The organism is Paenibacillus sp. D2_2 (assembly GCF_031199965.1).
Lineage (GTDB): Bacteria > Bacillota > Bacilli > Paenibacillales > Paenibacillaceae > Fontibacillus.
Map to the genome: position 1 here is coordinate 2,353,186 of NZ_CP133605.1, position 17,459 is coordinate 2,370,644.

General features: G+C 44.9%; 21 protein-coding genes and 4 pseudogenes. 17 read left to right on the forward strand and 8 right to left on the reverse strand.

Annotated features, from left to right (window positions below; all coding sequences use genetic code 11):
- Window positions 1-110: 110 nt before the first annotated feature.
- Window positions 111-751: pseudogene (locus RE628_RS11950) on the reverse strand (thiamine diphosphokinase).
- Between the two features lie 145 nt (window positions 752-896).
- Here RE628_RS11950 and RE628_RS11955 point away from each other — a divergent pair.
- Window positions 897-1,565 (forward strand): trimeric intracellular cation channel family protein, encoded by a 669-nt coding sequence (locus RE628_RS11955; protein ID WP_309159450.1) that lies wholly within the window; start codon window positions 897-899, stop codon window positions 1,563-1,565.
- A 129-nt stretch (window positions 1,566-1,694) separates the two neighbouring features.
- Here RE628_RS11955 and RE628_RS11960 read toward each other — a convergent pair whose 3' ends face one another.
- A complete protein-coding gene (locus tag RE628_RS11960) occupies window positions 1,695-2,420 on the reverse strand; it encodes an alpha/beta hydrolase (RefSeq protein ID WP_309158892.1) in 726 nt (241 codons plus the stop codon).
- 251 nt (window positions 2,421-2,671) lie between these two features.
- Between RE628_RS11960 and pdhA the strand changes: the two genes are divergently transcribed.
- From pdhA to lpdA, 4 genes are all read left to right on the forward strand, one after another.
- Window positions 2,672-3,739: a pyruvate dehydrogenase (acetyl-transferring) E1 component subunit alpha gene (gene pdhA / locus RE628_RS11965; RefSeq protein WP_309158893.1), complete on the forward strand. Its 1,068-nt coding sequence runs from the start codon at window positions 2,672-2,674 to the stop codon at window positions 3,737-3,739.
- Window positions 3,740-3,843: 104 nt separating this feature from the next.
- Window positions 3,844-4,821, forward strand: a complete 978-nt coding sequence (locus tag RE628_RS11970) for an alpha-ketoacid dehydrogenase subunit beta (RefSeq protein WP_309158894.1) — start codon at window positions 3,844-3,846, stop codon at window positions 4,819-4,821.
- Between the two features lie 31 nt (window positions 4,822-4,852).
- Window positions 4,853-6,130: a dihydrolipoamide acetyltransferase family protein gene (locus RE628_RS11975; RefSeq protein ID WP_309158895.1), complete on the forward strand. Its 1,278-nt coding sequence runs from the start codon at window positions 4,853-4,855 to the stop codon at window positions 6,128-6,130.
- Window positions 6,131-6,134: 4 nt separating this feature from the next.
- Window positions 6,135-7,553 (forward strand): dihydrolipoyl dehydrogenase, encoded by a 1,419-nt coding sequence (gene lpdA / locus RE628_RS11980; protein WP_309158896.1) that lies wholly within the window; start codon window positions 6,135-6,137, stop codon window positions 7,551-7,553.
- 126 nt (window positions 7,554-7,679) lie between these two features.
- Here the strand turns inward: lpdA and RE628_RS11985 are convergent, their stop codons facing one another.
- Together RE628_RS11985 and RE628_RS11990 are read right to left on the reverse strand one after the other, a co-directional pair.
- Window positions 7,680-7,976 (reverse strand): hypothetical protein, encoded by a 297-nt coding sequence (locus tag RE628_RS11985; protein ID WP_309158897.1) that lies wholly within the window; start codon window positions 7,974-7,976, stop codon window positions 7,680-7,682.
- Window positions 7,969-8,547 (reverse strand): MarR family winged helix-turn-helix transcriptional regulator, encoded by a 579-nt coding sequence (locus RE628_RS11990; protein WP_309158898.1) that lies wholly within the window; start codon window positions 8,545-8,547, stop codon window positions 7,969-7,971. Before RE628_RS11990 ends, RE628_RS11985 begins: the two co-directional genes overlap by 8 nt.
- Before the next feature lie 196 nt (window positions 8,548-8,743).
- On the opposite strand from RE628_RS11990, the gene RE628_RS11995 reads away from it, so the two are divergent.
- The 12 genes and pseudogenes from RE628_RS11995 (at window position 8,744) to RE628_RS12045 (ending at window position 13,727) form a co-directional block, all read left to right on the forward strand.
- A complete protein-coding gene (locus tag RE628_RS11995; protein WP_309158899.1) occupies window positions 8,744-9,808 on the forward strand; it encodes a peptidoglycan D,D-transpeptidase FtsI family protein in 1,065 nt (354 codons plus the stop codon).
- A gap of 5 nt (window positions 9,809-9,813) precedes the next feature.
- A pseudogene (locus RE628_RS12000) lies at window positions 9,814-10,289 on the forward strand (penicillin-binding transpeptidase domain-containing protein).
- The gene (locus RE628_RS12005) at window positions 10,261-10,623 is read left to right on the forward strand and encodes a penicillin-binding transpeptidase domain-containing protein (protein WP_309158900.1); all 363 of its coding nucleotides are present in this window, start codon (window positions 10,261-10,263) and stop codon (window positions 10,621-10,623) included. The pseudogene RE628_RS12000 and the gene RE628_RS12005 overlap by 29 nt, the downstream one beginning before the upstream one ends.
- Window positions 10,569-10,952, forward strand: a complete 384-nt coding sequence (locus RE628_RS12010) for a PASTA domain-containing protein (RefSeq protein ID WP_309158901.1) — start codon at window positions 10,569-10,571, stop codon at window positions 10,950-10,952. Before RE628_RS12005 ends, RE628_RS12010 begins: the two co-directional genes overlap by 55 nt.
- Before the next feature lie 170 nt (window positions 10,953-11,122).
- Window positions 11,123-11,533 (forward strand): TetR/AcrR family transcriptional regulator, encoded by a 411-nt coding sequence (locus RE628_RS12015; RefSeq protein WP_309158902.1) that lies wholly within the window; start codon window positions 11,123-11,125, stop codon window positions 11,531-11,533.
- Window positions 11,534-11,547: 14 nt separating this feature from the next.
- Window positions 11,548-11,661, forward strand: a pseudogene (locus RE628_RS29610) (hypothetical protein); the annotation flags it as partial.
- Entirely contained in the window at window positions 11,639-11,968 is a 330-nt protein-coding gene (locus RE628_RS12020) for a DMT family transporter (protein ID WP_309158903.1), read from the forward strand. The pseudogene RE628_RS29610 and the gene RE628_RS12020, both read left to right, overlap by 23 nt.
- 17 nt (window positions 11,969-11,985) lie before the next feature.
- Window positions 11,986-12,348 (forward strand): DMT family transporter, encoded by a 363-nt coding sequence (locus RE628_RS12025; RefSeq protein WP_309158904.1) that lies wholly within the window; start codon window positions 11,986-11,988, stop codon window positions 12,346-12,348.
- Between the two features lie 148 nt (window positions 12,349-12,496).
- Window positions 12,497-12,739, forward strand: coding sequence for a (4Fe-4S)-binding protein (locus tag RE628_RS12030; RefSeq protein ID WP_309158905.1), 243 nt, complete (start codon window positions 12,497-12,499; stop codon window positions 12,737-12,739).
- A 5-nt stretch (window positions 12,740-12,744) separates the two neighbouring features.
- Window positions 12,745-13,023: a GNAT family N-acetyltransferase gene (locus RE628_RS12035; protein WP_309158906.1), complete on the forward strand. Its 279-nt coding sequence runs from the start codon at window positions 12,745-12,747 to the stop codon at window positions 13,021-13,023.
- Window positions 13,024-13,221: 198 nt separating this feature from the next.
- Window positions 13,222-13,332: pseudogene (locus tag RE628_RS29615) on the forward strand (shikimate kinase); the annotation flags it as partial.
- A 149-nt stretch (window positions 13,333-13,481) separates the two neighbouring features.
- Window positions 13,482-13,727, forward strand: a complete 246-nt coding sequence (locus RE628_RS12045) for a DUF2164 domain-containing protein (protein WP_309158907.1) — start codon at window positions 13,482-13,484, stop codon at window positions 13,725-13,727.
- A gap of 111 nt (window positions 13,728-13,838) precedes the next feature.
- Here RE628_RS12045 and RE628_RS12050 read toward each other — a convergent pair whose 3' ends face one another.
- From RE628_RS12050 to RE628_RS12065, 4 genes are all read right to left on the reverse strand, one after another.
- Window positions 13,839-14,108, reverse strand: a complete 270-nt coding sequence (locus tag RE628_RS12050; RefSeq protein ID WP_309158908.1) for a phosphatidylinositol kinase — start codon at window positions 14,106-14,108, stop codon at window positions 13,839-13,841.
- Between the two features lie 119 nt (window positions 14,109-14,227).
- Window positions 14,228-14,428, reverse strand: coding sequence for a DUF6199 family natural product biosynthesis protein (locus RE628_RS12055; RefSeq protein WP_309158909.1), 201 nt, complete (start codon window positions 14,426-14,428; stop codon window positions 14,228-14,230).
- 126 nt (window positions 14,429-14,554) lie between these two features.
- On the reverse strand, window positions 14,555-17,038 hold the full coding sequence (locus RE628_RS12060; RefSeq protein WP_309158910.1) for a DsrE/DsrF/DrsH-like family protein: 2,484 nt from the start codon (window positions 17,036-17,038) through the stop codon (window positions 14,555-14,557).
- Window positions 17,035-17,325, reverse strand: coding sequence for an ArsR/SmtB family transcription factor (locus tag RE628_RS12065; RefSeq protein WP_309158911.1), 291 nt, complete (start codon window positions 17,323-17,325; stop codon window positions 17,035-17,037). The genes RE628_RS12060 and RE628_RS12065 overlap by 4 nt, the downstream gene beginning before the upstream one ends.
- Between the last annotated feature and the right edge of the window lie 134 nt (window positions 17,326-17,459).

Sequence of the window (17,459 nt, forward strand, 5' to 3'; positions counted from 1 at the left end):
TTGTTGACAACTTATTTATTATGAAAACAATGAAAAAACCTTGGTATCCCAAGGTTTTTAATCGTTGTAATAGTTTGTTTTAAAAGGTTACAATTTTGTATTATTCGATTTCAATCTTTACTTTGAATGATTAGTAACAGACCGCTGCGAATGGATACTGTTCCCTCTTTGCCTTCGAGACGGTTGCTTACTGCGAGCGACTGACCCATTTTTAAGGTGGCATTATGTAATGGATATTGGAAGCCTGTTAGATCAATTCCTGTTACCTCTGTGGTGATAGGCAATAAGGAGATATAAGTAAAACCTTGATTTTGGATATTAATGATGGAATCGGTTAAGGTTACATAATTGTTCTGATCCCAGATGGCGCATAGGATGTGCTGCTCCAGGCTCTTAACTAACAAGTGAATATTAGCTAGAGTATGGTCGAGTCTTGTCCCAGTGACACCGAACAGTACAATTTGTTCTGGCTGCTGTTCAATAGCGATATCGAAAGCAAGCTCCGTATCGGTTAAATCTTTGTTAATCGCATCGCAAGCCAGCATTTGTTCACTATGCTCTGAGATTTCCTCTAATTCAACAGGACTCACGGAATCAAAATCGCCGACAGAGAAATGTGGCTTAATTCCGTGCTGAACGAGAAATAAAGCTCCTCGGTCCGCGCCAATGATAATATCCTCAGATTGTATTTCTTCTATAAAGAGGAATCGATCGATCCTCCGGCAAAAATGAGTACTCGTTGTGCTGCCATATTCCTACTCTTCCTTTCTCTATCAGGCTAGTGGCCTCAGTTCAGTATAATTTAAATTTAAGTCTTGCACAATTAATGGAAGCGAGACTACAATGTATTGTATTATGCAATGAGAGCGCGAAGAAAGGGCAGTGAAGTACGGGGCATGGAACTATTTGAGATTTTTAGCGTAATTGGAACGGTTGCCTTCGCGTTGTCAGGCGCTTACGTGGCGATGGAAGAGGAGTATGACATTCTTGGTGTACTTGTATTAGGATTGGTTACGGCATTCGGTGGAGGGATCGTTCGTAACATCGTCATTGGTGTCCCGGTTACCATGATATGGTCCCAGGGAGGACTACTCCTGCTTGCGATCATTTCAATTGTTGTCGCGTTTATTTTGCCGTTATCATGGATTCACCATTGGAAGAAGACGGAGGCCTGGTTCGATGCCATCGGATTGGCGGCATTTGCGATTCAAGGTGCCCTTTACGCTACTGGCATGAAACATCCGGTTCTGGCTGTGGTTGTTGCCGCGATGCTGACAGGGATCGGAGGAGGAATTATCCGCGATCTACTGGCTGGCCGTAAGCCGCTGGTGCTGCGTGAGGAGATTTATGCTGTCTGGTCGATTGTTGCCGGACTTGTGATCGGACTTGGTATCGCCAAGTCTACAGTTAGTTTGCTGGTGTTGTTCGTCCTGGTGGTAAGTTTCCGAATGCTGTCTGTGTACTATAAATGGAAGTTGCCGCGTCGTTCTCTGAAGTTCGGAACGGTGGAGAATCCTTCTGCGAATCATGATAGCACGAAAGAACAGACGAAGACTCAAATGTAATGCAGCTATTATATAGATAGAAGTTGTCCGACGATGGACAAGATCTTACGATTAAATTAAACAAGAAGAGCGGACCGCGGTATATATGATTCCCGCGCAATCCGCTCTTTTTTTCGCATATGTTAGTTATTATAAAAAATACGTAAGCGCCTCAGGCAGTTCTTTCTGCCAAAATCCCCAGAGATGCTGGCCATCCTTCTCCAAATACTTCACTTTAGCGCCTCGCTCCTCAAGCAGCTTCTTAGCTTCGCGGTTCAATTCCACGAAATTGCAGGTTCCAAATGAATTAGTAAACTTGTCTTCCTGCAAACCGATAATCATATAGAGGGAGAGATTTGATAAATCATGTTCAGCAGCGATCAATTTCAAGGATGGTTCATAGTATGCACCGGACAAGCTGATGATTTTGGAAAACAGTGTGCGGTTTTTCATAGCGATATGCAAAGAGACTGAACCGCCGAGTGAGTCTCCGGCAAGAATGCGCTCCTGCGCCGTACGGCGGACGGGATAATTGCGCTCTACAAAGGGAATAATTTCTTCAGTGAAGCAGGCTGTATAAGCCTCATACCGTTCTCCTTCAGGAGAATATTCCGCGGTACGAACGGAGGTGTCCACTTCTACGCCGACAATGATAAACGGATCTATGTCTTCATCGAGAATCAGCTGATTTGCTGTCGTAGCAATGCGTCCGAAGTTGAAAAATTCCTCGCCGTCCTGGCAGTAAACCACCGGATAACTAATAACTTCATTATATCCTGGAGGTAGGTAGATGCGTAGGGACCGTTTCTCTCCCAGATGCTTACTATCGATTTCTTCTTTAATAATGGTTCGTTTCAGATAGCGCGAATCCGTCATTTTGCGTGTATCTCCTTCTCGATTGTTTTGCTTTGCAGATGTATTTAAGTTAACATAACCATAGGGACAAGGGTAGCACAGTACCTTGAACCACGAACTCTGTTACATAAATTTGATACACCTGTTATACAAACAAAAATAAAAATTTTGTTGTTTAAGCGCATTTCCTTTGACTTAACGACTAAAACAGTTGTATAATAATTCTATAACAGAGATCCATGATATTCAAATATTTCGTCGAGGTGAAAAAAATGAGCAAGATTCCTTATGAAGTATATACGGAGGACGTCGAAGCTTTGTCCGTGCTGTCGCCAGACGGTGAAATCGTGAACAAAGAGAAAGCTCCTGACTTAACCGATGATCAATTAAAAGAACTTATGTATCGCATGGTATTTACCCGTACTTGGGACGACCGTGCTGTTAACCTGGGCCGTCAAGGACGTCTCGGTTTCTATGCTCCTGTATCTGGACAAGAAGCTACAATGGTAGGTAGTGAATTTGCTCTGGATAAAGAAGATTTCGTATGCCCTGGCTACCGCGATATGCCGCAGCTCGTATGGCACGGTCTTCCACTTTATCAAGCATTCCTATACTCCCGTGGACATCAGCATGGTGGAGAAATTCCAGAAGGTGTTAACGTATTGATGCCGCAAATCATCATTGGCGCTCAAGTGCTTCATGCTATGGGGATTGCAATGGGCTACAAATTGAAACAACAAAAGCATGTAGCTATTACCTACACAGGTGACGGTGGTTCTTCTGAAGGTGATTTCTACGAAGCATTGAACTATGCTGGAGTATTTAAACTTCCGGTTATTTTCTTTGTGCAAAATAATGGCTATGCCATTACAACTCCATTCGCTAAACAAACCGCAGCTAAGTCGATTGCACACAAAGCAGTTGCAGCCGGCATCCGTGGCGTGAAAATTGACGGTATGGACGTATTTGCTGTAATTAGTGCGGTACGTGAAGCTGCTGAACTCGCTCGTAACGGAGAAGGAGCAACATTGATCGAAGCCGTTACTTACCGTTTCCGTCCACACTCTTTGTCCGATGATACTTCGAAATACCGGACTAAAGAAGAAGAAGGACAATGGAATGAGAAAGATCCAATCGCTCGTTTGGCTAAATACTTGGAAAAGAAAGGCCTTTGGACTGAAGAAGATACGGCTCGCGTAAAAGAAGAAGCCAAGGCTAAAGTAAATGAGCAAATCAAAAAAGCAGAACAAACTGAGAAGATGACTGTTTCTGGTTTGATCGACAGCATGTTCGAAACAACTCCTAAACATTTGGAAGCTCAAAAAGCTGATTTTCAATAATTAATTTGATCTTAACCCTATAAGTGTGTGTTTTTTAACAACTTCTATATAGGGATAAATATGCTGATTGGTTGTTCTAGTTCTAATGAGGAGGAAATGAAGCAATGGCACAAATGAATATGAAAGAAGCAATTCGCGATGCGATGCGCGTAGAAATGAAGCGGGATGCGAATGTACTTATCTTCGGTGAGGACGTAGGTAATGTCGGCGGCGTATTCCGTGTAACTGAAGGTTTGCAAAAAGAATTTGGAGAACAGCGTGTAATCGATACTCCGCTGGCTGAATCAGCTATCGGCGGTATGGCAGTAGGTCTTGGAATTCAAGGCTTCCGCCCAATCGCGGAAATCCAATTCGTAGGTTTCATTTTTGAAGCGCTCGATCAAATCCTGGTTCAAGCAGCGCGTATGCGTTATCGTTCCGGTGGTCGTTACAACTCCCCAGTTGTATTCCGTACACCATTTGGTGGCGGCGTAAAAGCAGCTGAGTTGCATACTGACTCTCTTGAAGGCTTGATCGCACAAACTCCTGGTATTAAATTGGTAATTCCTTCGAGTCCTTATGATGCAAAAGGTTTGTTGATCTCGGCTATCCGTGACAACGACCCTGTCTTCTTCATGGAGCATTTGAACTTGTACCATGCTTTCCGTGATGAAGTACCTGAAGGTGAATATACTGTAGAGCTTGGTAAGGCTAACGTTGTCCGTGAAGGTTCCAATGTTACGATCCTTTCCTATGGCTTGATGGTTCATACTGCAGTGAAAGCTGCCGAAGAGCTTGAGAAGAATGGCGTCAAAGCTGAAGTTATCGACTTGCGTACTTTGGTACCGCTCGACCTGGATACGATTCTTGCTTCCGTTAAGAAGACGAACCGTGTAATTATCGTTCAAGAAGCTCAGAAATCTGCTGGTATTGCTGCAGAAGTTATCGCTCAAATTAATGAGCATGCCCTTCTGCATTTGGAAGCTCCAGTACTTCGCGTTGCTGCTCCGGATACCGTTTATCCGTTCGCGCAAATCGAAGATCAATGGCTCCCAACAACAGCTCGTATTATCGAAGGCGTTAATAAAGTACTCGAATTTTAATAAAACGTAATATTTATAGGAGGTCCTCCAAGTGGCAAAGTTTGAATATCGTTTTCCAGAGCTTGGTGAAGGTTTGCATGAAGGCGAAATTATTAAGATGCACATCAAACCAGGCGACAAAGTAACTGACGAAGACATCATCATGGAAGTACAAAACGACAAGGCTGTCGTTGAAGTTCCATGTCCGGTAGAAGGTACAGTACAAGAAGTGTTCGGTACGGACGGCGCTATTTTCCGCGTGGGTCAAGTCGTTGCTATCATCGACGCAACTGGTGACATTCCTGAGCAAGATGCACCTGCTGAAGAAGAAGCTCCAGCAGCAGAAGCAGCACCTGCAGCACCGGCTGCAGCACCTGCAGCTGCGGCAGAAGCACCAGCTGCTCCAGACCGTGAAGTACTGGCTACTCCTAGCGTTCGCAAATTTGCTCGTGAGCAAGGTATCGACATTGCGCAAGTAGCTGGCACAGGTAAAGCTGGCAAGATCACTCGCGAAGATGTTGAAGCGTTCAAGAATGGTGGCGTAGCTCCAGCAGCAGCACCGGCTTCCACAGACGCTGGTCAAGCGGCAGCAGCAGTTGCAGCACCAACAGCAGTATCTACTGCAGCTGGTGAAGAAGAACGCGTTCCATTCAAGGGCATCCGTAAAGCCATTTCCAATGCGATGGTTAAATCGGCTTACACAGCTCCGCACGTTACGATTATGGACGAAGTTGATGTAACAGAACTCGTTGCTTTCCGTAAACGCATGAAACCTGTAGCTGAGAAGAAGGGCATCAAAGTAACTTACTTGCCATTTATCGTGAAGGCACTCGTTGCTGCTTCCCGTAAATTCCCAGCTCTTAATGCATCGATCGATGAAGTAAATAATGAAATTGTATATAAGAAACACTATGACATCGGTATTGCTACAGATACTGATAACGGCTTGATCGTTCCTGTAATCAAGGAAGCAGATCGTAAGAGCATCTGGATGATCGCTGAAGCTATTTCTGATTTGGCACTTCGCGGTCGCGAAGGTAAATTGTCTGCTGCTGAAATGAAGGGTAGCACGATCTCGATCTCGAACATCGGATCTGCTGGCGGTATGTTCTTTACTCCAATCATTAACTACCCTGAAGTAGCAATTCTGGGTACTGGCCGGATTACTGAAAAACCGGTAGCAAAAGATGGCGAAATCGTTGTTGCTCCGGTAATGGCTCTCTCGCTCAGCTTCGACCATCGTCTAATCGACGGTGCAACAGCTCAAAACTTTATGAACTACATTAAACAACTGCTTGGCAACCCTGAGCTGCTTGTAATGGAGGTGTAACAACATGGTAGTAGGAGACGCTTCAATCGATATTGATACACTAGTTGTAGGTGCTGGTCCTGGCGGTTATGTGGCAGCAATTCGTGCCGCCCAGCTCGGACAAAAGGTTATCATCGCTGATAAATCGGAACTCGGCGGCGTATGCTTGAACCGCGGATGTATTCCTTCCAAAGCGTTGATCGCGGCTGCTCATTCCTATGAGAACGCTAAGCATGGTGACGTTTTTGGTGTTACTGCTGAGAATGTAACTGTAGACTTTGCTAAGACACAAGAATTCAAGAACGGCGTTGTTAAGCAAATGACTCAAGGTGTTACCGGTTTGCTTAAAGGCAACAAAATTGAAGTGTTCAAAGGCGAAATCATGTTCATCAATGATTCGGAAGCACGTGCTTTCAATGAGCATGAATCCCTGCGTTATCGCTTCAAGCACTGCATCCTGGCAACTGGCTCCCGTCCAATCGAATTGAAGCCATTCCCATTCGGTGGACGCATTCTGTCCTCGACAGAAGCACTGAACTTGGAAGAAATTCCTGGCAGCCTTGTTGTTATCGGTGGCGGCGTTATCGGTGCTGAGCTTGGTCAAATGTACTCGAAGTTCGGTACGAAAGTAACGATCATCGAGGGTACGGATGCTATCCTTCCTGGCCTTGATAAGGACATGACTCGTCTTGTTGCGAAGGGCATGGAGAAGACAGGTATTGAAATCGTAACGAATGCTATGGCTGAAAGTGCTGAGCAAACGGATAAGAGTGTTAAGGTTAAATACTCTGTTAATGGTGAATCCAAAGAAATTACTGCGGACTACCTGCTTGTAACAGTAGGACGTCGTCCTAATACTGATGGTGACCTTGGTCTTGATCTGGCTAACATCGAATTGACAGATCGCGGTATGGTTAAAGTTGACCATCAAGGACGTAGTGTAAGTAACCCTAAAGTATTCGCTATCGGCGACATTGTTCCAGGTCTTGCACTTGCTCATAAAGCTTCTTACGAAGGTAAAGTTGCGGCAGAAGTCATCTCAGGCTTACCATCTGTAATTGACTACAAAGGTATGCCAGCTGTAGTATTCTCAGATCCTGAATGCGCAAGCGTAGGCTTAACTGAGAAAGAAGCTAAGGAAAAAGGCATCAAGGTTAAAGCGGGCAAGTTCCCATTTGCTGCTAACGGACGTGCAACTTCCGTGAATGCTACTGAAGGCTTCGTCAAAATCGTAGCTAATGCAGACAACGAAGTGGTAATCGGCGCACAAATCGTCGGTATCGAAGCTTCGAACCTCATTGCTGAGCTTGGTCTTGCTGTTGAGATGGGCGCAACGCTTGAGGATGTCTCACTGACAGTTCATGCTCACCCAACACTTGGTGAGATCGTAATGGAAACGGCTGAACTCGTTGAAGGCCATCCAATCCACATGATTTCTCGTTAATTCGAGGCTTAACGTTTCATCAACTCAAATCCTCTTATAGTGCGTGTTTAAAAAGTCAGACTTTCAGGGTGACTTTTTAAACTACCTCTAGTAGGATTTCTCCTAAGCATATTTTTGGCAAGACCGTTATGGTCTTGCCTTTTTTTTGCTTATAATGAGCAGTATCATACTGCAAACGATACTTATTGTACCTACCCAAAACATCCATTTTGCAGCGGTTACGTATGAAGCTGTAATGAGAAGCAGAGCAATGGTAATGGATACATAATGATCGACAGTACTTGGTTTTTTTCTAACGAATGATTGGGCTTGAGAAGCAGCTTTTTTTACTTTTGTGCTTGTATAATAAATCTTATCTTTAACTTGATTCTCCGTATCTTTTACTTTTTGATGTAGCGATCTATTCATATAGGCTTTATTCATGATCTTTCCCTCCGTATCGCCGTTTGGCGAATTCAGCGAATACATTTCCTTGATATTCTGAGATATCCAACTGTGCAGTCTCATCGATTTCCAAATTCGCATCTTCCTCGTAACCATCCTGTTCTTCACCGTCAAAACGATATAATTTCTGCAATAGCCTCCAAAAGGTCTCAATCTCGTCTGCTGTAAAGTCATGAAACATATCTGCTAGAAAATATGTGGACCTCTCGGAGCAAGTAATTAACGCTTCTTTACCTTCAGGCGTAATCTCGACATTGATAGAACGTTTATCCAGCTTGCTTGGTATCGACTGAACATAGCCTTTGTTCACTAGGCTCGTAATTAGTTTGTTCGCTGTCTGTTTTGTGGTACCTAGCTTCTTAGCAATATTCATCAGTGAGGTGTTCTCGACAGGTAAGTGAGCTATTGCAATTAGAGTCATATGCTGCCTTGAAGTTAATATTTCGAGATTCTCGTCTCCGCGTGTTTGAACCTTATTGACAACGGAAAATAATGTGGCATAACTCTGCTGCATGAAATGCAGTTCTTTTAGTAAAATGTTGATATCCATAGGCTGCTCCTTTTAAATTAGTAACCATACTGACTATTTAATAATATCGACTATTTACTTATTAGTCAACATACTGACTAATTTATCGCGTAAATTAATGAATATTTTAAAAAACTGTTTGATTGTGGATTTTTATGAAATATAATGTATCCATATATAGCTATGCATTCTATTAATCTTATCAAGAGGTCATATTATGATTAGAAGATTAAAAATAAGAACGTTAGTCATAGGCGGCTGCATTACTTTTTTCTTCATCATATTGTTAGTACGTGTATTCTGGGTGCAGGTCATGGAGACGGACTTCTGGCAGGCGTATGCCGAGAAGCAGTGGTCAAGACGCCAGATCTTGTATGCGACCAGAGGGACGATCACGGACCGTAATGGCGAGGTCCTGGCTATGATGGCACCTGCCTATACGGTGTCGGTCAATCCGAAGCTGATTAATAGTCTAGGACTGCAGGAGGAAGTGGCCACTGGACTTAGTGAAGTGCTTGGCAAGAACAAAGACGAACTGGTCAAGCTGGTGAATGCGAAGAATAAGGATGGGAACTTCTACGTACAGCGAGAGATACGCTATGAGGGCTATAAGATCGATCAGGAGCTGAGTGACCAAGTAGAGGCATTTACCCAGAAATTGAAGGACAAGCATGAGATCATTGACGTAGGGATCTATCAGTCAAAGGAGCAAAAGCGGTTCTATCCGTGGAAAAGTCTCGCGGCGCATGTTCTGGGATATGTTGACCGTGACGGCAAGTCCGTGTCCGGACTCGAATCGATGTATGATGAGGAATTGAAAGGACAGGATGGCTCTTTTGAATATAAAAGTGATGGCCGGGGAATTACGGTCACAAGGGCGGATGAGATCTACAATCCAGCGAAGGACGGAATGAATATCGAGCTGACGATTGATCATACGATCCAATATTATATCGAAGAAGCGATGAAAGAAGCATTTGATGAGCTGCAGCCGATCAGTATGACGGTCATTGCCGCTGATCCGAAGACGATGGAAATATTGGGCATGGCAAACCTTCCTACCTATGATCCGAATACGTATTGGCTGGAAGATGATCTGGGAAATTTTTATAATCATGCAATCAAATCGGTGTATGAGCCGGGTTCGACTTTCAAGATTGTGACGCTAGCTGGTGCTGTAGAGGAGAATCTATTCAATCCAGAGGCCAAATACATGTCGGGGAGCATTAAAGTGCCGGGCGCGACATTGCATGACATTAAGCATGCAGGCTGGGGAATATAAGCTATCTGGAGGGAGTCAAGCGTTCCAGTAACGTAGCCTTCGTCAAGCTTGGTTATGAAATGCTCGGACCAGAGCGTTTGAAACAGTACGTCGATGACTTCGGATTTGGGCAAAAGACAGGTATCGAACTGCCCGGTGAAGCTGGGGAGTCGTGAATCCGGAACGACCAGTCGAATATGCGACCATGTCCTATGGACATGGGATATCGGTTACGCCTCTGCAGCAGCTGGCTGCGGTAGGTGCTGTAGCCAACGGGGGATTGTTACTTAAACCGCATATCGTTAGATCGATTACCGATCCGCTGTCCGGAGAAGTAACTAAGACAAAGCCGGAGCCTATTCGTCAAGTAATAACAGCGGACAAAGCCCGTGAAGTTGGAGAATATCTGGAGCAGGTTGTATCCGATAGCGAGTTAGGGACCGGACGCTACGCTTATATTGAGGGTTATCGAATTGCCAGGCAAGACGGGTACAGCAGTTAAGTCAATCAAGGGCAAATATGATTATAACAAGCAGGTCGTGTCATTTATCGGATACGCGCAGGTCGATGATCCCAAGGTCGTGATGCTGGTTGTGATCGATCAACCGAGTAATTCAGACCTGGGCGGGGGTAAGGCAGCAGCACCGGTATTCAGGAAAATTATGAGTCAGACGCTCCAATATTTAGGAGTAAGTAAGAAGATCACCAAGTCAGACAACAAAGACGTAGCAGAGGCAGAGGTCATAGATTTGCTCAGAGCGCCGGATTTAAGCAAGCTCTCTTGCAGCAGGCAACAACTGAGCTTCGCAATAGGAATATTCCTTATTCCTTGCTAGGCGATGGGCAAGAGCTTGTATCACAATTTCCGAAGCCAGGGAGTTCGCTGATTAAGGGGCAGCAGGTATATCTTCTGACCGAAGCGGTGGAGCATATCGAGGTACCGGATCTCAAGGGACAATCTCTGAGAGATGCGCTTGAACTGCTATCAGTGCTTAATATTTTTGTAACGTTAGAGGGTGAAGGCTTTGTTGTCTCGCAGAAGGTCTATGAAGACAGCGGGAATAAACAGGTGAACCTTGTGCTTAAACCCCCGAGTGAGGGAATTAGAGGTAACGAAGAAGAACAAGAAGACGGCGATCAAGCTGTTGAATCCGGAAGCGATTAGCAGACGGTGTTGAATGCATTTGAACAGGGACGGACCATCATTTTTGGCATCGTCCTTTTTTATTTTTACATGGAGTAGTATTGATCAGAGAATTTGTTTTTGTTAAAATAAAACCGTCTGGACGGTACAGTAAATTTATGCGTAGTATTGAACATAAGGAGGTTGCAGTTATGGCGAACTCTAAGCGCAAGCTCCTCTTGGAGGCAGCTTCCGCAATTATTATGGAGCAAGGCATTCGCCGCTTAACGCTTGAAGAGGTAGCAGCCCGGGCGGGAGTCAGTAAAGGCGGACTGTTGTATCATTTTGCAAGCAAGGATGAGCTGATCAAGGGGCTGAACGAGGAGACGATCCGAGAGTTCCGCGAATTGCTACAGCAGGCACTGGAGGAGACGGGCAGCTATACGAAGTCTTATTTACTAGCTACAGTTCGACAGCTGGAAGGCTTGGGTCATTACAATGCTAGCTCCAGCATGCTAGCGGCGATTGCTACGAATATGGATCTGATTCAGCTATGGGAAGATGACTATCAGCGGTTCCGCAGCGAGATGACAAAGAGGGGCTTCCGCCTGAGGCTGGCCTAGTCGTTAGGTTAGTAGCCGACGGTTTTCTCTATTCCAGGTTATTCAACAGTGACCCGTTAAGTCAGGAGGAAGGACGGAGAGTCATTCAATATTTGTTAGATTTGATTGATAAGGAGAAAGATAAATGAGTTACTTGTTGTTAGGCCTAGCGATCGTGATGGATGTTTTCGCTGCGACAATGCTGAAGTGTCGAACGGCTTCGCTAGGTGGCTTCCGATTATTGGCGTTATTGTAGGATACGGAATTGCATTTTGGCTCATGGCGCAAGCGCTGAATTTTCTACCGCTGGGATTTGTATACGCAACTTGGAGCGGCGTGGGAACGGTCTTGACTGTTCTGGCCGGGATGTGGCTGTTCAAAGAGAAAATGAACCGTCAAGCCTGGATTGGAATGGGCATTCTGATTGCCGGTATCGTCTTGTTGAATGCAGCGTAGTAGAAGGAGGCACTAGAATGTCTGGAGTATTATATTTAACGTTGGCGATCATTTTTGAAGGTTTCGCTACAACGATGCTGAAGCTGTCGGAAGGCTTCACTATAGTTCTACCTAGTATTGGAGTAGTTGTAGGTTATTTGCTTTCTTTTACATCGCTTAATTTTTCTTTGAAGTATATTTCCCTGTCAACCGCTTACGCGACATGGAGTGGAGTGGGAACAGCATTATCGGTAATTATCGGGATCATAGTCTTTGGAGAGCAAGTCAACGGGCTGAAAATCGTTGCGATCGTGTTTGTCATTATCGGTATTGTAGTGATGAACCGTGCTAAAATCGAGAAAGAGGCTGGTGGAGTGAGTTATTCAGAACATGCACAATGAATTGATGTTCATAACATAATGTAGATCATAGACAAACTTATTTTCTGTAGCTATACTTTATAAAGTATCATACTAAACTTGTGAAAACCATTCGGATCGGTAATGGGTTTGAAGTTATACATTTTCAAAATGGAAGGTTGTGTTTGGCATGAGTAAGAAAGTGTATAGAGGCGAAGAAATCGAAGTTTATTTTGATGCAGAGAAATGTACTCATTCTGGTGTATGTGTGAAGGGAATGCCGGAGGTATTTGATCTGAAGAAGCGGCCATGGGTCAATACGGAAGGCGCATCTGCCGATAAGATCGCTGCACATATCGATACTTGTCCTAGTGGAGCGCTTACCTACAAATGGAAATCCAAATCTTCTGATAACGCAATGGAGAAGGAGTGAGATTCATGAGCAAGGTTCAACATAATGCGGAAGAGCATCAATTTTATATTCAAAATAATGGGGAGCTTATTGGAGAAATGACTTACAGCATATCCAGCGAATCTCTCTATATTATCGATCATACTTATGTGGATGACAAATATCGAGGACAAGGATTGGCTGAGGAATTGATGTCCACTGTTGTTGATTATGCAAGACACCATCAGATCAAGCTATTCGGACTTTGTCCCTTTGCCAAGCGGCAATTGGAGACGAAATTGGAATATGCAGATGTGAAGTATTAATAATGATTGAGCAGGCTGAGGCAGGTCCTTATCAGGGCTTGCCTTTTCTGTTATTGGCTAATCAAGGTTTGAGATAGCTTAGATCTGAGTAAGAGTTGACCTAAATTCACAGCTGTTATATTCTTTGGAATAACGTGGGGAAGGCTCTCGTATGAAGCTGCTATTTCTGTTCTGTTCGGGCCGCAAGCCGTTGGTAAAATGACCATCGGACATGAGCTTGAGAAAATAACGGATTTAAAGCTGTTCCATAATCATATGACGATTGAACTGGTGTCGCCCTTTTTCAGCTATGGAAGCCAGCCTGGACGATGGAGAACCACAGATTGAATTCCTATGCAGGGGAAATTCAAAAGGACAATCATTTGCGCATCAACAATACGGCAATTAGCACTGTCAATGTCGCTAAGATAATCAAAGAGAGCTTCGAACTGTAAACATATATGGAGGACTGATAATTAATGATACCAATTAAGCTGCCGAAGGAGCAGAAGCAAGAGATTGTAGAGAGTGTAAAGGAATATTTCGAAATGGAGCGTTCAGAGAGTATAGGGGATATTGCTGCGGAACAATTGCTCGATTTTATGCTCAAAGAGCTGGCACCTTATGTCTATAACAAGGCGATCGATGAGGCACGGCAGGCTGTAGAACAGAAATTAGCATCGATCGAGGAAGAACTGTACTCCTTGAAGAAACCACTGCGCTAATCTGGACGGCAGTTGATATAACCAAAAAGGGATGTGGGGGATCCCATATCCCTTAAGCATGGCCATACAATCTAATAGACAGGTCGTCAGAGCGGACTTGCTCAACAATCTCTATAAGAAGAAGGGGAGCAGATATAAACCAGTTATTCCGTAAAAAGGGATACGCCGACGGAAGAAGCGGCGTCGTGGAAAGAAACCGGGATGGTATCCGAACTGTCGTTTGTTCGCTGGCATTCCTGCCATCATTTCATCGGTAGGAACGGCAAGAGTAACACCGTCACTATCAACGTGTGCAATAAATCCGTCATAGCTCTGACCATCATTCGTAGTTATGCCGACATATTTATTCATACAGTTCCAGCATACTTGTTGATAATCCATAGCTAACCTCCTTGTTAGATTAGGTTCTCAACCATAGTCTATGGATTATTACCTATAATGCTCACGACATTCGCCCATATTGATTATAAATGAATGTGAAATGCAAGTACGCCCTCTTATCAGTTCACTCCAACAAAAAAGACGATGATTCCTATAAGGATGGCTACTCCACCGCCTATCCGAGTAAACGCAAGGTAAGTGTCGCTCGGTTCGGAATTTCCATCCACCTTCCAGCCTTCTTTTAGATACCAGGCAAACTCTGGCTTCGCCAAATTAAGTATACCGATAATGATACATATAATCCCGAATACAAAATTCATCGTGATCAACTCCTCTTGCAATAATTACGCGCAAGAAGAAATAATGTTTCGGTCACATGAACATGTCCGATGCAAAGAGGCTATCCTTGAAGTCACACGGAGTGACCTGGATAGCCTCTGCTTCATTTAAATGAATAAATTAATGCCCGATTGATCTGCTTTACCGAGGTAGTAGCCGACCCCGGCGATCTTAACACCGTCGATTAACTCCTCCTGCTTGATGCCCATCACGTCCATTGACATTTGGCAGGCTACGATCTCTACGCCTTGCTGGATCGCTGATTGAATCAGTTCCTCGAGAGAGGATACATTGTTACTGTTCATAACGGAGCGGATCATCTTCGCTCCCATACCCATCATGTTCATCTTGGATAGGGACAGCTTCTTACTGCCGCGCGGCATCATCGCTCCGAACATGCGTCCGATCATATTCTTAGACACAGCTACCTTCTCCGGCTTACGGATGACGTTCAGCCCCCAGAAGGTGAAGAACATCGTGACCTTCTTACCGCTAGCTGCTGCGCCATTGGCGATGATGAAGGAAGCAATTGCCTTATCCAGATCGCCGCTGAAGACGATCATTGAACTTCCGTCAGCTGCTGCTTGCACCGGAGCGCTTGAGGCTGTTTTCTCGGTCAAGGCGGCTCCTTTTTCTACATATGCTTCAATTGTGCCGTTCGGATTTTTGCTAACTTGTTTAAGTTGGTTACCGGACATGTTGACCCAGGCCTGAACATCTTCATAGAAACCGGCATCTGTTGCTATTACATGTAGGATCTCGCCATCGTTTAAATCATCCATCTTCTTCTTTAGCTGAACGAGTGGTCCTGGGCAGCATAATCCGCATGCGTCCAGCTCAGCAGTAGCCTGGATCATTGGTTCGGCTGTCGAGGCGATCTGCGCTTTGGCAGCCGTAGGCTCATGCTTTGTTAATTCTTGCATCGGGGGCGTAGCCGCTTTGCCAGGCTTATAGTTTGCCATTTGATAAGTTTTATAGCCACCGGTCAGATTACGAACTTTGAATCCCTTTTGCTGCAATATACGAGCACTAGTATACCCTCTTAAACCTACTTGGCAGTAGACCCAAATTTCTTTGGAAGCATCCAGTTCATCAAGCCGGCTGCGCAATTCATCAACAGGAATGTTCAAGGAGTCCGGAATATGGCCATTAGCATGCTCAAGCTCAGAACGAACATCGACCAAAATCGTATTGGCTGAATCCCGATCAGTGAGTTGCTCCACTGTGAAAACTTGTGTTCTTCCGCTTAGAATGTTCTCGGCGGTGTAGCCTGCCATATTTACCGGGTCTTTTGCGGAGGAATATGGCGGTGCATAGGCCAGTTCTAGCTCTGTTAAATCCGTAACATTACCGCGGAAGCGAATTACAGTAGCTATGTCATCAATGCGTTTGTCGACCCCGTCATAGCCAACTGCCTGGGCGCCAAGTACCGTTCCTTGATCATTAAATAACAGCTTCAATGATAGCGGAGTCGCTCCTGGGTAATAAGTGGCATGGGAGTTCGGATGAACATAGGAAACGTGGTAAGGTAATCCCAGACGGCGCAAAGTCTTCTCATTATTACCCGTTGCCGCACCCGTCAATCCGAATACCTTGATGATGGAAGTTCCTTGCGAGCCTTTATAGGTCGTTCCAAGACCGCACACATTGTCTGCGGCGATCCGACCCTGTTTGTTTGCTGGTCCTGCCAATGGAATCGCCGTTTTGCTTCCATTTACGAAATCCACGACCTCAACTGCGTCACCTACCGCATACACTTGATCCAGATTGGTCTCTAGAGAATCATTAACAATGATATGGCCGCGTGGCCCAAGTTCTAGCCCGCTATTCTTCAGGAAGCTGGTATCCGGGGTAACGCCGATGGCCAGAATGACAATCTCGCTGGTTAATGTGCTACCGTCAGCGGTTTGAACTTGAATACGATTGTCTGTCTCCTGGAATGAAGATACGGTCTGAGACATTAACAGATTCACACCACGTTCTTCAAGTTCTTTGGTTAATACTGCTGACATTTCAGGATCGAAGGGAGCCAAAATTTGCGGTCCACCTTCAATCAAGGTAACATCGAGACCGATATCGCGCAGGTTTTCAGCCATTTCTACGCCGATGAACCCGCCGCCGATGACGATCGCGGATTGAACCTTCTCTTCGACGACACGCGCTTTGATACGATCTGTATCGGGGATATTACGTAGTGTATGGATGCGTGAACTATCGATTCCTGGCAGATTCGGCCGGATCGGTCTCGCACCAGGGGAGAGGATCACTGCATCATAGCTCTCCTCATATTCGCCGCGTTCCTTGCTGCGCACGAGTACGGTCTTACTGTCCGGGCGAAGCTCCATAACCTCGCTCTCGGTACGAATGTCGATATTGAAGCGGCGATACATCGCTTCTGGTGTCTGTACAAGTAGCTTGGAGCGCTCCTTGATGGATTCTCCTATATAATAGGGAAGTCCGCAGTTGGCGAAAGAGATGTAAGCATCTCGTTCAAACATGACGATATGCGCATCCTCATCCAGTCTCCGCAGTCGTGCTGCAGCGGTCGCACCTCCGGCAACACCGCCTACGATTAATACTTTTTTGCTCATGCTAGTTCCTCCTCGAATAATGCTATCATCAGCTTCCGAATTTTCTCATCCATGATACGGTAATTGATCTCCAGACCATTACGCTCTGCTTCCACAATTCCGGCACTGCGCAATTTCTGCAAATGCTGCGATACTGTAGATTGCGGTAAATTCAAGCATTCCTGCATATGAGAAACGTTGCATTGCTTCTTCTCCATTAGCCCTCGAATAATACAGAGCCGCACAGGATGAGCCAAGGCTTTCAATATTTCTGCCTTCTGGTTATAGTCTTTAAAATTGTTATCCACAACGAATTCACCTCATACTATTTCGTTATATCGTAATATTACGATATATAGATATTTAAGTCAATTTCATATTCATTGTACAGGCGTGCATATATATGGGACATATGTAGTGCTAGGCTAGGCTGTCACAATGA

Excerpts from the sequence above, each read along its gene's own strand:
- RE628_RS11955 (WP_309159450.1), top strand. The coding sequence starts at position 897 with ATGGAACTATTTGAGATTTTTAGCGTAATTGGAACGGTTGCCTTCGCG.
- RE628_RS11960 (WP_309158892.1), bottom strand. The coding sequence starts at position 2,420 with ATGACGGATTCGCGCTATCTGAAACGAACCATTATTAAAGAAGAAATC.
- pdhA (WP_309158893.1), top strand. The coding sequence starts at position 2,672 with ATGAGCAAGATTCCTTATGAAGTATATACGGAGGACGTCGAAGCTTTG.
- RE628_RS11970 (WP_309158894.1), top strand. The coding sequence starts at position 3,844 with ATGGCACAAATGAATATGAAAGAAGCAATTCGCGATGCGATGCGCGTA.
- lpdA (WP_309158896.1), top strand. The coding sequence starts at position 6,135 with ATGGTAGTAGGAGACGCTTCAATCGATATTGATACACTAGTTGTAGGT.
- RE628_RS11985 (WP_309158897.1), bottom strand. The coding sequence starts at position 7,976 with ATGAATAAAGCCTATATGAATAGATCGCTACATCAAAAAGTAAAAGAT.
- RE628_RS11990 (WP_309158898.1), bottom strand. The coding sequence starts at position 8,547 with ATGGATATCAACATTTTACTAAAAGAACTGCATTTCATGCAGCAGAGT.
- RE628_RS11995 (WP_309158899.1), top strand. The coding sequence starts at position 8,744 with ATGATTAGAAGATTAAAAATAAGAACGTTAGTCATAGGCGGCTGCATT.
- RE628_RS12015 (WP_309158902.1), top strand. The coding sequence starts at position 11,123 with ATGGCGAACTCTAAGCGCAAGCTCCTCTTGGAGGCAGCTTCCGCAATT.
- RE628_RS12025 (WP_309158904.1), top strand. The coding sequence starts at position 11,986 with ATGTCTGGAGTATTATATTTAACGTTGGCGATCATTTTTGAAGGTTTC.
- RE628_RS12030 (WP_309158905.1), top strand. The coding sequence starts at position 12,497 with ATGAGTAAGAAAGTGTATAGAGGCGAAGAAATCGAAGTTTATTTTGAT.
- RE628_RS12035 (WP_309158906.1), top strand. The coding sequence starts at position 12,745 with ATGAGCAAGGTTCAACATAATGCGGAAGAGCATCAATTTTATATTCAA.
- RE628_RS12045 (WP_309158907.1), top strand. The coding sequence starts at position 13,482 with ATGATACCAATTAAGCTGCCGAAGGAGCAGAAGCAAGAGATTGTAGAG.
- RE628_RS12050 (WP_309158908.1), bottom strand. The coding sequence starts at position 14,108 with ATGGATTATCAACAAGTATGCTGGAACTGTATGAATAAATATGTCGGC.
- RE628_RS12055 (WP_309158909.1), bottom strand. The coding sequence starts at position 14,428 with ATGAATTTTGTATTCGGGATTATATGTATCATTATCGGTATACTTAAT.
- RE628_RS12060 (WP_309158910.1), bottom strand. The coding sequence starts at position 17,038 with ATGAGCAAAAAAGTATTAATCGTAGGCGGTGTTGCCGGAGGTGCGACC.